Origin of the sequence: Actinoplanes campanulatus, from assembly GCF_014647795.1 — a bacterium.
Taxonomy (GTDB): domain Bacteria; phylum Actinomycetota; class Actinomycetes; order Mycobacteriales; family Micromonosporaceae; genus Actinoplanes; species Actinoplanes campanulatus.
Genome location: NZ_BMPW01000001.1, coordinates 93,654 through 106,954, shown reverse-complemented (window position 1 = coordinate 106,954; position 13,301 = coordinate 93,654). Strand labels below are relative to the sequence as shown.

The following is a 13,301-nucleotide window of genomic DNA, read 5'->3' as shown; positions in this document are numbered from 1 at the left end:
CGCCGGACACGCTGCCTGGGACGCGGTCGGTCGAGGATCGGCCGGACTCGCCCCGGGAGGTTCGGCCGCGTGCGCGAGTGCCGCAGCTTCCGCCGCCTGCGCCCTTCCGGACCGCCCGGCGCCGCCGGGGACATCTCGCCGCATGGCCGACCTCCACCCTCAGCGTAGATGCGCGAAAGGGTTGAAACCGGCAAATCCTCACCGGCCGCGAGCAGAGCGCCGGTTCAGCTCCGCTCGTACCGGAGATCGCTGATAGGCCGGCCCGCGACGGCCCCGCGCCTCTCGAACTTGGTCTCCGGCCGCCCGTGCGGCATGGCCGCGAGGCGCCGCAACCCCGGATCCGCGTCGAGCGTCTCCGCCATGGCCACCGCGTACTCGGGCCAGTCGGTGGCGCAGTGGAACACCCCACCCGGCCGGAGCCGCTCCCGGAGCAAGGCGACGTTCCCCGGCTGGATCAGCCGTCGCTTGTGATGCCGCGCCTTGGGCCACGGATCCGGGAAGAACACGTGCACCGCATCCAGCGTCCCCGGCGCGATCCGGTGCACCAACTGCATGGCGTCACCGCACGCCACCCGGACGTTGGTCAGCCCGAGATCACGGCTGAGCGCCAGCAGGTTCCCGATCCCCGGCGTGTGCACCTCGACCCCGAGATAGCCCCGCCCCGGATCCGCCGCCGCCATGGCCGCGGTGGCATCCCCCATCCCGAACCCGATCTCCAGCACCACCGGAATCTCCCGCCCGAACAGCGCGACGAGATCCAGCGGAGACCGGTCCCCGTCCTCGACGGTCATCCCGTACCGCGGCCACAGAGCCGCATGCGCGTCCGCGTGACGGCTGCTCATCCGCTCACGGCGCGGATGAAAGGTGCGAATCGGCCTGGCTGCGTCGGTCCCGGTCTCACTCATGGCGGCCCACGATAAAACGCCGACCCCGCCAACCCGAAATCAAACCTGACCGGGCGGCTGGCGCCGCACGGTCCACCGGGGCGGGCTCGCGGGCGCCGCGGTTCACCGGGCCGTCACGCGGCTCCGGCGGGTGCGCTCTGCTCGCCGGCCGGCCGGGGTTGGCCTGGCGAGCGCGCACGAAACAGCGTTTGTGTGCGGCGACTGACGCTATGACGCGGGTGCGGCCGCACCCGGGGGTCGCTGTGTGCGGCCGGCGGGGTGCCGGTGAGAGCGAGTGGGCAGCTCAGCCCGGCGGGCGCGGCACCTGCCTGCGTGGCAGGTGCTCGCGCGGTGCCGCGGTTCTCCCGGAAGTGCGGTTGGGGTGGGCTTTCGGCGTACGGATGAACGGGTCAGCGGGGCAGCGGCTGGACGCTGGGCTGGGAGCCGGTGCGGATCGGGGTTCGGGCGCCGGTGGCCAGGCCGAGGAGGGTGACCCAGGAGCCGCCGTTGGTCTGGCTGGTGATGACGGCGCGGGCGCTGTCGATGTAGGCGAGCTCCCGGTCCATGGCGCTGCCGACGGTGCGCTTGGCGCCGGTGGCGGTGTCGTATTCGATGACGTGGACCGGCTTGCTCTCGGCGGGGGTCTCGCCTTCCTGGTAGGCGGTCCAGGAGAGCTTCGCGCCGTCCGCGCGCCAGCTCGGCACGACGGCGAAGCCGCTGTTCTGGAGGCTGCCGCCACCGTAGGCCGCGACCGTCTTCTCGTCGCCGCCGGCGACCGTGCCGATGGTGAGGCAGGAGTCGTAGACGGACTCGCAGTCACCGCCGCGGAAGGCGACCCGGGTTCCGTCGGGTGACCAGGCGACCGCGTCGTCGGTGCGGAGCCGTTCGTTCAGGGAGCCGGTGGCCCTCGTGGTGGCGGTGGGCTCGGCCGGCAGATCCTCGGTACGGCAGTCGCGCGGGAACAGCACCTCGGGCTTGGCGGCCGCGGCGCCGGCGGCGATCCGGTACACGCCGGGGCCGCCGGAGCAGGACAGCGACGCGAAGGCGATCCACCTACCGTCCGGCGACCAGGACGGGCCGGCCGCCGGGCGGGTGGTGAGGCGGCGCTGCCCGGTGCCGTCCGCCTTCATGGTCCAGAGCCGGCCGCTCTTCAGGTAGGCGAGCTGCTGCCCGTTCGGCGACCAGCGGGGCCGGGCGTGACCGCCGCCGGTGGTGAGCCGCTTCTCGGTGGCGCCCTTGCTGACGTAGACGTCGCCGCCGCGCACGTAGGCGACCAGGCTCGGCAGTGTCGTCGCCGCCTCCGCCGCCACGGGCTGGAAGAGCGAGCCGCCCAGTCCGATCGCCGCCGCCAGCGCCACGCTTCCGAGCTTCTTCATGGCCGAACGTCCCCCCGAGATCCGCCAGTTTCCGCTTACACCAGGGGTAATCGTCGCAACCGGGCTGCACCTAAGCGGTTACCGCGCGGATACCTGGAAAAATTTTGCCCGATCTGGTGGAACCCGTCAGTCCGCGTCGAGGTAGAGGGTGGCCACCGCGCCGAGCAGCAGCAGCCCGCCCACGATGGTGGCGCCGCCGAGCGGCTCGTCGATCAGGACGACGGCGAGCAGTGCGGCGGTGAGCGGCTCGAGCAGGGTGACCACCACGGCCACGCTGCCGGCGATGCGGCGCAGCCCGGTGTAGAACAGCGCGTACGCCAGTGCCGTGGTGACCGCCCCGGCGTAGACGAGCAGCGCGACCGGGGTGGCCCGCGGGGTGAAGGACAGCCCTTCGACCGCGGCGAGCGGCAGCAGGCTGATCGCGCCGATCACGCAGGACAGGGTGGTGAGGGTCAGCGGCTCGACGCCCTGGGTGGTGTGCCGGCTGACGGCGGTGGACGCCGCGTAGACGACGCCGGACCCGATCGCGGCGAGAAGCCCGTAACCGGCCGCGGTGGCGGCGCCCGGTTCGACGGTGGCGCCGGCGATCAGCACGAGGCCGGCGATCGCGGCCACCGAGGCGCCGAGGGCGGCGGCGCCGGGCCGCTGCCGGGTGCGCAATGTCTCCCATGCGCTCAGCAGCACGGGAGCGATCCCGAGGCTGACCACGGTGGCGATGCTGACCCCGCCGAGACGGACGGCCACGAAGTAGAGGGCCTGATAGGCGGCGAGCCCGACCCCGGCCACGGTGATCGCGAGCGGCGCCGCCCGGAACGCGGCCACGATCCGGTGGCGGCCCGCCAGGCCGATGAGCAGCAGGACGGCGGCCGCGACGGCGAGCCGGTAGAAGCCGATGGCCAGGGCGCCGAGGCCGGTGCGCTCGGCGACGACCTGGACGACGACGCCGGTGGTGCCCCAGAGGACGCCGGCGGCGGAGACCTGCAACAGGCTCAGCCGGGCACCCGGGACGCGGGACGAGAGAGTGGTGGTGAACACATGCGCTCCGTGCGGAAGTGAGTCGTCAAGGGCCGGCGACGGAGCGCAAGGCGAGACAGCCGGTCAAGCAGGACTTGACCGGCGTGGCGGCGCTCCGGTCAGGAGCGCGGCGGCGGTAGGACGCCGGGGAAGGGACTCACGCCCGGCAGCCTAACGCCACATCGGCGGGCGCCGTTGCCCGGTGTGGGGGAGCACACCGGGCAACGGCACCGGTCAGGCGGCCGGAGCGGCGGTGGCGGCCCACATCGCGGTGAAGGCGGCCGCCTCGCCGGCGAGCCAGCTCTCGACGTCGGCCGGACGGGCCGCCGCGTCGATGCGGTGGGCGACACCCCGTCGCAGATCGACCAGGACCGGCTCGGCGTTGGGCAGGATCTGGTCCATGTGGCGGGCCATGAGGTGCAGCATCGCGGTCGCGGCCTCCGCGCTCGGCGGCTCCTCGTCGAAGTGCAGCCGGACGGCCTCGCGCCGGCCGTCGGCATAGCGCAGGCCGAAATGTGGGTTGATCTTCACGGCCAGGGGCCCGACCGTGGCGATGGCGTCGCGGGTCTGCGCCAGATCGACCCGCTCCGGGTCGCCGAGCGACGCCAGGTAGGTGCGGGCGCCGGCGCGCAACGCCTCGTAGAGCGGCTTCCAGCGGTCCTTCACCACGTCGACGACGCCGCCGAGGTAGCTGCCGCCGGTGCGGAACGCGATGTCCGCCTTCAGTGCCTTGACGAGCTGGCCGTGCGGGTTGAAACCGCTCCGCCGCTCCCGCTGCCGGCGCAGGCCGCCGACGAAGGTGGCCTTCGCCGGGCCGGTGCGGGAGACATAGCGCGTGAAGCCGAGCATCGTCGCATAGGGAGGGATCACGGGCACGGGGGTGGTGGTCGAGATCGTCATGTCGTCTCCTCACTCGCGCTGCGGAAATCCGCCGAAGATCCGCAGCTCAGGTCCCCTCTTTCGTGCATACATTCTAATCGACGGGTACGACATTCCCAACGCGGAAGGACGACGATGGACCACTCTGGAGCACGGGTTCGAGAGATGCGCCGAAGGCTGCGCGAGAAGGGTCCGGAGTGGACCCGCGGGCCGGACGTCGCGGGCCCACCGCGCTGCCGGGCGGTCCGGCTCCCCGCCGAACCGGTCGAGCCGGACTTCGACGCCTTCCAGCCGTTCAGCGAGGAGGACCGGTGATCCGGCTCCGTCGGCCGGCGGACCTGAAGCGCTGCGTGGCCGCCCTGCGCGCGGTTCACGAGGCGGACCGCTATCCGCTGAACTGGCCGGCCGATCCGCTCCGCTGGCTGGCCCCGGAGATCGAGCTGTGCTCGTGGGTGGCGACCGGCGCGGACGGCGAGGTGCTGGGTCACGTGGCCGTCCACCGGGAGGCCGAGCTCTCCCGGCTCTTCGTCGTCCCGGCCGCCCGCCGCCGTTCGCTGGCCGGGCGGTTGGTCGGCGCCGTCCGGGAGTGGGCCGCCGGCAACGGGCGCACGCTCACGCTGAACGTTCTGGAGGACGAGCGGCGAACCGGGCCGGCCGCCTTCTACGAGGCGACCGGTTGGCGTCACACCCACACCACCGTCGCGGACTGGACCGGACCCGACGGCCACCCGGTTCGGCTGCGGCACTACGTGATCGGGCCCGATCGGTGATCCGCCGGTCAGTTGTCGTCGCGGCCCTGCTCGGCGAGGAAGCGTTCCAGCTCCGCGCCGAGTTCCTCCGCGGTCGGCAGCGGCGTGTCCGAGCCGGCCAGCAGATTGCCCTGACGGCCGCGGACGAAGGCGTCGTACTGTGCCTCCAGCGAGGCGACCAGACGGGTGGCCTGCTCGTCGTCGGCGATCTGCTTGTCCACCTCGACGCGGACCAGCTTGGCGGACTCCCGCAGCTCACCGGTCGGCAGGGCCAGGCCGGTGTTCGCCGACACCGAGTCGAGCAGCAGCTCCGCGGCCGCCGGATAGGTGGTCTGGGCCAGATAGTGCGGGACGTGGGCGGCGTAGCCCAGCGCGTCGTGGCCGGAGTTGCCGAGCCGGAACTCGAGAAGGTTGCCGACACTGGCCGGCACCTGGACCCGCTGCAACCACGACTCGTGCTCGCCGAGCAGGCGCTTGTCGGTGGCGTGCGCCGTGACGCCGACCGGGCGGGTGTGCGGGACGGCCATCGGGATGGCGTTGAGGCCGACCGTGACCTTGACGCCGAGACGGTCGATCAGGCCGGTCACCGCGGCGATGAAACGCTCCCACTGGAGGTCCGGCTCGGGGCCCGCGAGCATCAGGAACGGTGTGCCCAACCGGTCCTTGACCAGGTGCAGGGCGAGGACCGGGTCGTCGTAGCTGGTGAAGTGGTCGGCCTCGAAGATCATCGGAGGGCGCCGGGACCGGTAGTCCAGCAGCTGGTCCAGGTCGAACGTGGCGACGACCTCGCTCTCCAGCTGCTCCAGCAGATTGTCGCGGGCCAGCTGGATGGCGCTGCCCGCGTCGACGAAACCGGTGAGCGCCTGGATGAGCACCGGGCCGTCCAGAGCCGGCAGGTCACCGGTCACCTCATAGAGCCCGTGTGGGTCGAGCACGCTGCGATCCTCTCTCGAAGCACGCGCCCGCTGACGCGGGCTTCTCCCTGCCAACCTCGGGCCGGCGTTTCTCATTCCGGCCCCTCGCATCATCTCGTACGCCGTACGCGCGCCGCACAGCTGTGACGGTGAACACCCGCACCGCGGGGGGACGTGCACGCACCCCGCACAATGGGTCCCCAGATCCCTTCCTCGCCCCCCTCGGAGTGATCTTGACTCGACCGCAGTCCTCCCCCTCGACCACCACCCCGCCCGGGACCCTGTGGACCCGGATGAAGGCCGACCCGCAGTACGCGCCCGAGCATCTCGCCCTGGAGGCGATCCGCCGGCTCGGCCCGGAGGCCGCCGACTGGCACGCCCGGATGCGCGCCGACCGCCCCGAGCTGGAGCCGGAGCAACTGGCCGGGCTCGCCGTCCGGCACTTCACCAACCTGGCCCGCGTCTCCGGGGCGGTGTCCGGCGCTACCGGCCTGCCCGGAGCGGTCCTCGACGTCGGTGTGCTCGCCTGGACCCAGGCCCGGATGGTGCTGCACATCGCGGCCGCCTACGGCGCCGACCCGGCGGCCCCGGAGCGCGCCACCGACCTGCTCGTGCTCCAGCGGGTGCACCGGCTGGCCGAGACCGCCCGGACCGCGCTCGGCGTCGCGGCCGGACGGGAGCGCGCCAGCCGGATCTTCACCGGTGACTCCGGGCGGCCGCTCGCCGGCGTACTGGTCACCCTGGGCGTGAAACTCGCCCGGATGGCCGGGCTCAAGGCCGCGAAGCGGCTGTTCGCCAAGATGATCCCGGGCGCCGGCATGATCCTCGGCACGTGGGTGAACTCGGCGGCCACCAAGGACCTGGCCCGGCGCGCGGGGGAGTATTACCGCAAGCCCTAAGGTTCTGCTCCGGCGGCCCGAAAGTGCTGTCGTGCTGGGATACCGGAAGTCCGCCGTCGCCCTGTCCACCGTCGTGCTGCCGCTGCTGATCGCGGGATGCTCCGCCTCGTCGGGCAAGCGGGCCGGGGCGGACGAGACGACCTCCGGGGTCGGCACCAGCTGGATCCTGGTGGACCAGGGCCAGGCGACGCCGGCGCCGAGCACCACGCCCGGCACGGCCTCGCCGACCCCGTCGGCCACCCTGCCGCCGCTGCCCACGGCGTCGCCGAGCGCGAGCGGCAGCGCCACACCGGGCTGTACGCCGCGGAACCACTCCACCCCGATCGAGGGGCTGGCCGTCACGCCGTCCAGCACCAGCGCGGTGGTCACCTGGTACCACCCGGGCGGCTCGAACATCGTCGACTACCGGGTCACCGCGATCAGCCAGGACCTGGTCAGCGGCGTGCAGCCGGAGATCGGCTGGACCCGCAGCGCCCCGGCGAAGTGCGGTGAGGTCAGCGCCACGGTGACCGGCCTGCAGCCGAAGAGCCACTACGTCTTCTCGGTCGACGCGGTGCTGAGGGCGGACGACCTGCAGCGGGAGGGCACCTACACCCGGACGGTCGCCCGTTCCTACGTGGTCACCACCACGTAGGGGCGCTGGCCGGTGACTCTCTAAGCTTCCCGGCATGGAGAGCATCGTCGACACGGTCGTCCTGGTGGCGATCTCGGTGGTCGGTGCGGCCCTGGCCCGCCGGCTGGGCTTCGTGGCGCCGCTGGTCCTGCTGGTCGCCGGGCTGGGCCTGTCCTACGTGCCCGGCTTCCCGGACGCGCACCTGGAACCGGAGCTGGTGCTGATCGGGATCCTGCCCCCGCTGCTGTACGTGGCGGCGCTGCAGACCTCGGTCCCCGCGTTCCGGCTGGCGCTGCGGCCGATCCTGCTGCTCGCGGTCGGTCTCGTGGTCGTGACCGCGCTGGTGGTGGGCTTCCTCGTACATCTGCTTCTGCCCGCCGTGCCGCTCGCCGCGTGCGTCGCGCTCGGGGCGATCGTCGCCCCGCCGGACGCGGTCTCCGCGACCGCGATCGCCCGCCGGGTCGGCCTGCCACGCCCGGTCGTCACCATCCTCGAGGGCGAGAGCCTGCTCAACGACGCGACCGCGCTCGTCATGGTGCGGGTCTCGGTCGGCGCGCTGATGGGCACCGCGATCGGGTTCTGGGAGATCACCGCCGCGGTGAGCCGCGCGGCCGGCGGCGGGCTGCTGATCGGCCTGGCGTTCGCGGTGGCGGCGGCCTGGCTGCACCGGAAGGTCGAGGACGCGCTGCTCGACGACGCGGTGGCGCTGCTCACCCCGTTCGTCGTGGTGATCGTCGCGGAGAGGCTGCACACGTCCAGCGTGGTGGCCGTCGTCGTCGCCGGGCTCTACCTCGGGCACCGCATCCCCTACCTGCTGTCGCCCACCTCACGATTGCAGATGGACGCGGTCTGGCGGCTGATCGTCTTCCTGCTGGAGGGCGTGGTCTTCCTCCTGGTCGGCCTGCAACTGCGCGACGTGCTCAGCGCCATCGAGACCGACACGGCCACCACCGTCAAGGTCACCGCCGTGGTGTTCGGGGCGCTGCTGGTGATCCGCTTCCTGTGGATCTACCCGGCCACCTATCTGGCCCGGCTCATCCCACGGATCCGCAACCGGGAGGACCGGCCGCCGGCGACCGTGCCCACCGTGATCGCCTGGGCCGGGATGCGCGGCGTGGTGACCCTGGCCGCCGCCCAGACGCTGCCGGAGCCGGGCGTCGACGACGTTCCGGTCTACCCACGTGAGCTGTTCGTCTTCGTGGCCTTCGCGATCATCGTGCTCACCCTGCTGGTGCAGGGCACCACCCTGCCGTGGCTGGCCCGCCGCCTCGGCGTCCGGGAGGACAGCAGCGCCGAGGACGCGCTGGCCGAGGCCGGCGTGCAGCACGCGGCCGGGCGGGCCGCGCTGGAGGCGCTGGAGGAACACGCCGACGGCGCGCCCGAGTCGGTGGTGGAGCGGCTGCGCGGGCTGGTGGAGAACCGTGGCAACAACGCGTGGGAGCGGCTCGGCAGCCAGGAGCGGGAAACCCCGTCGGCGGCGTACGGTCGGCTGCGGCGAGAGATGATCAGTGCCGAGCGGCACGTCTTCAAGACCGCCCGGAACGAGGGGCGGATCCCCGAGGAGGTGCTGGTCCGCGCCCAGCGTGAGCTCGACCTGGAAGAGTCCCAGCTGCAACGGAGTGACGATTGACCTGCCAGCATCTCAAGGAGGCGGTGGAACCCGCACCGCTCAGCGGCTATCCGGACGGCTGTCCCCAGTGCGTGGCCGCCGGCTTCCAGAACTGGGTGCACCTGCGGCTCTGCCTGGGCTGCGGGATGGTCGCCTGCTGTGACTCGTCGCCGCGGCGGCACATGTCGGCGCACCACGCCGCCGAGGGCCATCCGGTGATGCGGTCCTTCGAGCCCGGCGAGTCCTGGCGCTGGTGCTACGAGGACGAGCAGCTCGGATGAGGATCCTGGTCGTCGGCGCCGGGGCCACCGGCGGCTACTTCGGCGGCCGGCTCGCGCAGGCCGGACGGGACGTCACCTTCCTGGTCCGGCCGGGCCGTGCCGGGCGGCTGGCCGGGCGCGGCCTGCGGATCAAGGACCCGGACGGCGAGACGGTCCTGCACCCGCGGGCCGTCACCGCGCCGGACGGCGTCTACGACCTGGTCCTTGTCGCGGTCAAGAGCTACTCGCTGGACCTCGCCCTGTCCGGCGCCGCGCCCGGCATCGGCCGGCACACCGTGATCGTGCCGCTGCTCAACGGCATGCGGCACATCGGCGCCCTGGTCCAGCGCTTCGGCGCCGACCGCGCCTGGGGCGGTGTCTGCATGATCCACGCGACGCTCGACGAGGACGGCGACGTGGTCCGGATGAACGGGCCGCACCGGCTGTCGTTCGGGCCGCTGGACGGCGACGACGAGCGCGTCCCGGCGGTCACCGGCGTCCTCACCGGCGCCGGCTTCGACGCCCGGGCGTCAGCCACGATCGTGGCTGAGCTGTGGGAGAAGTGGGTCCTGCTGGCCACTCTCGGGGCGGCCACCACCCTGCTGCGCGGCTCGATCGGGGCGATCAACACGGCCCCCGGCGGGCGCGCCTTCCTGACCGCGCTGGCCGCCGAGACGGCCGCTGTCGCGGCGGCCGCCGGGCACCCGCTGCGGCCCCGGGCGGTCGCCATGCTGGAGGCCGTCATCGCCACGACCGAGCCGACCACCTCGTCGATGTACCGCGACCTGATCCAGGGCCTGCCGGTCGAGGGCGACGCCATCGTCGGTGACCTGGTCGCCGAGGCGGAGCGGCACGGCGGGCCGGTGCCGCTGCTCGCCGCCGCGCACACCGGTCTCGCCGTCTACACGGCCGCCCACCGCTGACCTCCGGCCGGGAGCCGGGCGGGGCTCAGCTGTGGGAGTGGGCGGCGGTGGGGGAGGGGATGCGGGCCAGCACGGACTCCGCCTCGCGGGTCACCTGGCCGGCGTCCTGGATGCGGGCCAGCTCGTAGACGTCCACGGTGCGGGCCGCGATGGAGGGCCAGTTGAAGTCCTCGTGGACCCGCTCGTGGGCGCGGAGCGCCAGGGCCCGGGCGTACTCGCGGTCGGCCAGCACCGAGCCGGCCGCCCAGGCCAGAGCGGCCGGGTCGTTCGGGGCGAACTTCACCCCGGTCACGCCGTGCTCGACGATCTCGGCGAGGCCACCGGTGTCGGCGGCCGCGACCGGGGTGCCGGCGGCGGCCGCCTCCAGGGCCACCATCCCGAACGGCTCGTAGATGCTCGGCACCACGTAGCAGTCGGAGGCGCCCATCAGCGCGGTCAGCTCGTGCCCGTCGAGGAAGCCGGCGAACGTCACCTCCGGATGGTCGGCGGCGAGATCCTCCAGCTCGGCCCGGTACGGCCCGTCGCCGGCGATCACCACCCGCAGGCCGGGGAACCGGTCCCGTAGCTCGGGCACGGCGGACAGCAGGTGCTGCACGCCCTTCTCGTAGACCAGCCGGCCGGCGCAGCTGACCAGCGGTCCGGAGCCGGCGTACCGGGCGCGGGCGGCGGCCACCGCGCGCGGCCGGGCCCGCCAGCGCAGCGCGTCGACCCCGTTGAAGACCACGTCGGTACGGTCCGGGTTCACCCCGAACAGGCGGCCGACCTCACGTTTCATGTACGCCGAGCAGACGATCGCCCGGGCCGCGCCGGTCGCCAGCCAGCGTTCGATGTCGTCGATGGTGTGGTTGTGGGCCTCCGGGAGCCAGCCCTGGTGACGGCCCGACTCGGTGGCGTGGACGGTGGCGACCAGCGGCACGTCCAGGTGGTCGCTCACGGTCATCGCGGCGTGCGTCACCAGCCAGTCGTGGGCGTGCACCACGTCGTACCGGCCGGTGCGGGTGGCGCGCAGCGCGGACCGGGTCAGCGTGTGGTTGAAGGCGACCGCCCAGGCCAGCGGGTTCCCGTCGACCACCTCGAAGCCCGGCGGGTCGTCCGGGGCGCGGACCACGCGGACGCCCTCGGCGTACTCCTCCAGGAGCGTGCCCGGCGTGTGCCGGGTGACGACCGTGACCTCGTGCCCGGCCCGGACCAGCGTGGTGGCGAGCGCGTGCACGTGCCGGCCCAGCCCACCCACCAACAGTGGCGGGTACTCCCAGCTCAGCATCATGATCCGAAGCACCGGTGCCACCTCCCTCACATCAGGTACCGCTGTTTCACTCGTAGCACCTCGGCGACCGATCGCGCGGAGAAAAGGCAGCCGGTGGCCCGGTGGGGCGAGTCCCCTTCGGCGGTGTCGCCGAGCGAGCCGACGCCCGTCTCGCGGAGATGCGCGGCGAGCCCGGTCAGCAGGCCCTCGACCGGCTGGCCGGTGGCCGCGCAGGCGTCCGCGTACGGGCCGATCAGCCATGTCCAGACGGCGCCCTGGTGGTAGGCCGGGTCGGGTTCGGCGGGCGGGCTGCTCTGGTAGCCGTACTCGGACGGGGCGAGGGTGCGCAGGCCGAGCGGGGTGAGCAGGGCCTCGCCCACGGCCTGGACCGCGCCGCCGGGACGGCCGCGCATCGGGGCGTACGGCAACGACCAGGCGAGCAGCTGGTACGGCCGCAGCGACGGGTCGTCGTGGTAGGCGCCCGCGCCGAGCGGGTAGGTGGTGGCCGGGCCCTCGATCACGTCGTACAACCAGCCCTCGGGCGCCGGGAAGCGGGCCTGGAACGACTCGCGCGCCAGCCGCAGCCGGGCCCGCGGCTCGGCGTCGTCGCGGCCGGTCTCGCCGAGCAGCTCGCACATCGCGGCCAGGGCGTTCACCCACAGCGCGTTGATCTCCACGGGCTTGCCGACCCGCGGTACGGCCGGGAGGTCGCCGGGGGCGCCGGGCGGGGCGGTGAGTCGCAGCAGCCCGTCGGCCGGGTCGAGGCTGAGCGGGCCGGACCCGTCCAGGCGGTGCCGCAGGAGCCGGCCGAGCGGGATGGCCAGCTTGGCGGCCAGCGCCCCGTCGCCGGTCCGCGAGACGTGCCGGTCCACCGCGTGCACCAGCCACAGCGGGGCGTCCAGCGGGTCGTGCCGTAGCCACGGGGCGGCCGGGCCGGACGGCTCGCCGACCGCCGCCCGGGTGCGGGAGATCAGCAGCTCACGGCCCTCGTCGACCCGGCCGGTGTCGAGGAACAGCCCCTCGTAGGCGATCATCGTGTCGCCGGCCCAGCGGCCCTGCCCCGGGTAGCCGGCGACCACGTCGGGCCCGTCCGGGGTGCGGATCACGAAGCGGTCGGCGGCGAGGACCAGCGCTTCCCCGTACCCCTCGGCCTTGGAGAGGGTGACCAGGCGATGGGCGCGCTCGCGCTCCGCGGCGATGACCGCCGGCACGGGTGGCGGTGTCTCGCCGAGCGTGCCGGCCCACACCGAGATCTCCACCGTCTGGCCCGGCCCGGCCTGCTGGAAGAAGCTGCCGGCGTGCCAGAGGTCGTCGTCCGCGCCGTCCGCACGGGTGTGCACGTCGACGTGCCAGAACCCGGCGGGTTGCCAGCCGGGACCGTGCAGCCGGTAGGCGCCTTCCACGATCACGCCGTCGGCGACCGGATCCACGGACAGCGCCGGACCGCTCGCCCGGCGGGAGGTGCCCTCGGTCCGCCAGGTGCACATCGCGGCGACCGCCAGACCGATCGGGCCGGGCGCGCTGACCACCCGGTGCGTCACGGCGAGCGACGGATGGCCGTGCCGCATCGCCAGCTCCCGTTCGACCACCACGTCGCCGATCCGCCAGCGCCACCGCGGCAGCCCGTCGACCAGCCGGAACACCTCCAGGTGGGTGTGCCCGGCCGGGTCGATCGCCCCGGACGCCCACTCGTGGGTGTACAGCGGGATCTTGACCCCGGAGGGCAGCGTCACGGTGAGATCGAGCGAGGTGAGCGCGACATGACCGGAGGTCACCAGCAGGGCGTGCCGGCGGCGGGTGCGCAGACCGCTGATCGTGCCCGCCGCGTAGCCGCCGAGGCCGTCGGTGACGAGCCATTCCCGGCCGCCACCGGCCTCGGCGGAGACGGACCCGCAGACCTGCGGCCCGAACGTGATCTGATCGTTGCGCGGCACG

At 73.5% G+C, this 13,301-nt stretch carries 14 protein-coding genes; 7 read left to right on the top strand and 7 right to left on the bottom strand.

From position 1 onward, the window contains the following. Positions 1-224: 224 nt before the first annotated feature. The 4 genes from trmB to IEZ13_RS00490 all read right to left on the bottom strand — a co-directional run bounded on the left by trmB (position 225) and on the right by IEZ13_RS00490 (position 4,174). A complete protein-coding gene (gene trmB / locus IEZ13_RS00505) occupies positions 225-842 on the bottom strand; it encodes a tRNA (guanosine(46)-N7)-methyltransferase TrmB (protein WP_221244907.1) in 618 nt (205 codons plus the stop codon). A 452-nt stretch (positions 843-1,294) separates the two neighbouring features. Further along, on the bottom strand, positions 1,295-2,260 hold the full coding sequence (locus IEZ13_RS00500) for a TolB-like translocation protein (RefSeq protein WP_183215506.1): 966 nt from the start codon (positions 2,258-2,260) through the stop codon (positions 1,295-1,297). Between the two features lie 126 nt (positions 2,261-2,386). After that, complete coding sequence (locus IEZ13_RS00495; RefSeq protein ID WP_183215504.1) at positions 2,387-3,295, bottom strand: DMT family transporter; 909 nt, start codon at positions 3,293-3,295, stop codon at positions 2,387-2,389. 213 nt (positions 3,296-3,508) lie between these two features. Next, entirely contained in the window at positions 3,509-4,174 is a 666-nt protein-coding gene (locus IEZ13_RS00490; protein ID WP_183215502.1) for a hypothetical protein, read from the bottom strand. Between the two features lie 144 nt (positions 4,175-4,318). Between IEZ13_RS00490 and IEZ13_RS00485 the strand changes: the two genes are divergently transcribed. Further along, on the top strand, positions 4,319-4,468 hold the full coding sequence (locus IEZ13_RS00485) for a hypothetical protein (RefSeq protein WP_183215500.1): 150 nt from the start codon (positions 4,319-4,321) through the stop codon (positions 4,466-4,468). Then, on the top strand, positions 4,465-4,923 hold the full coding sequence (locus tag IEZ13_RS00480; protein ID WP_229794372.1) for a GNAT family N-acetyltransferase: 459 nt from the start codon (positions 4,465-4,467) through the stop codon (positions 4,921-4,923). Before IEZ13_RS00485 ends, IEZ13_RS00480 begins: the two co-directional genes overlap by 4 nt. A gap of 8 nt (positions 4,924-4,931) precedes the next feature. Here IEZ13_RS00480 and IEZ13_RS00475 read toward each other — a convergent pair whose 3' ends face one another. Then, positions 4,932-5,837, bottom strand: coding sequence for a proteasome assembly chaperone family protein (locus IEZ13_RS00475; protein ID WP_183215498.1), 906 nt, complete (start codon positions 5,835-5,837; stop codon positions 4,932-4,934). 272 nt (positions 5,838-6,109) lie between these two features. On the opposite strand from IEZ13_RS00475, the gene IEZ13_RS00470 reads away from it, so the two are divergent. The 5 genes from IEZ13_RS00470 to IEZ13_RS00450 are packed head-to-tail and all read left to right on the top strand — an operon-like array spanning position 6,110 to position 10,120. Beyond that, a complete protein-coding gene (locus IEZ13_RS00470) occupies positions 6,110-6,715 on the top strand; it encodes an EcsC family protein (RefSeq protein WP_183217127.1) in 606 nt (201 codons plus the stop codon). A gap of 31 nt (positions 6,716-6,746) precedes the next feature. Further along, entirely contained in the window at positions 6,747-7,349 is a 603-nt protein-coding gene (locus tag IEZ13_RS00465; RefSeq protein WP_183215496.1) for a fibronectin type III domain-containing protein, read from the top strand. 34 nt (positions 7,350-7,383) lie between these two features. After that, positions 7,384-8,958 (top strand): Na+/H+ antiporter, encoded by a 1,575-nt coding sequence (locus tag IEZ13_RS00460; RefSeq protein WP_183215494.1) that lies wholly within the window; start codon positions 7,384-7,386, stop codon positions 8,956-8,958. Then, positions 8,955-9,218, top strand: coding sequence for a UBP-type zinc finger domain-containing protein (locus IEZ13_RS00455; protein ID WP_183215492.1), 264 nt, complete (start codon positions 8,955-8,957; stop codon positions 9,216-9,218). Before IEZ13_RS00460 ends, IEZ13_RS00455 begins: the two co-directional genes overlap by 4 nt. Further along, positions 9,215-10,120 (top strand): ketopantoate reductase family protein, encoded by a 906-nt coding sequence (locus IEZ13_RS00450; RefSeq protein WP_183215490.1) that lies wholly within the window; start codon positions 9,215-9,217, stop codon positions 10,118-10,120. Before IEZ13_RS00455 ends, IEZ13_RS00450 begins: the two co-directional genes overlap by 4 nt. Positions 10,121-10,145: 25 nt before the next feature. On the opposite strand, the gene IEZ13_RS00445 is transcribed toward IEZ13_RS00450, so the two are convergent. Further along, positions 10,146-11,399: a glycosyltransferase family 4 protein gene (locus IEZ13_RS00445; protein ID WP_372441821.1), complete on the bottom strand. Its 1,254-nt coding sequence runs from the start codon at positions 11,397-11,399 to the stop codon at positions 10,146-10,148. A 14-nt stretch (positions 11,400-11,413) separates the two neighbouring features. Then, complete coding sequence (locus IEZ13_RS00440; protein WP_183215488.1) at positions 11,414-13,300, bottom strand: amylo-alpha-1,6-glucosidase; 1,887 nt, start codon at positions 13,298-13,300, stop codon at positions 11,414-11,416. Between the last annotated feature and the right edge of the window lies 1 nt (position 13,301).

Bases quoted from the DNA above. Each gene is read 5' to 3' on its own strand.
- IEZ13_RS00460 (WP_183215494.1), top strand. From the start codon at position 7,384: ATGGAGAGCATCGTCGACACGGTCGTCCTGGTGGCGATCTCGGTGGTC.
- IEZ13_RS00485 (WP_183215500.1), top strand. From the start codon at position 4,319: ATGCGCCGAAGGCTGCGCGAGAAGGGTCCGGAGTGGACCCGCGGGCCG.
- IEZ13_RS00490 (WP_183215502.1), bottom strand. From the start codon at position 4,174: ATGACGATCTCGACCACCACCCCCGTGCCCGTGATCCCTCCCTATGCG.
- IEZ13_RS00500 (WP_183215506.1), bottom strand. From the start codon at position 2,260: ATGAAGAAGCTCGGAAGCGTGGCGCTGGCGGCGGCGATCGGACTGGGC.
- trmB (WP_221244907.1), bottom strand. From the start codon at position 842: ATGAGCAGCCGTCACGCGGACGCGCATGCGGCTCTGTGGCCGCGGTAC.
- IEZ13_RS00470 (WP_183217127.1), top strand. From the start codon at position 6,110: ATGAAGGCCGACCCGCAGTACGCGCCCGAGCATCTCGCCCTGGAGGCG.
- IEZ13_RS00450 (WP_183215490.1), top strand. From the start codon at position 9,215: ATGAGGATCCTGGTCGTCGGCGCCGGGGCCACCGGCGGCTACTTCGGC.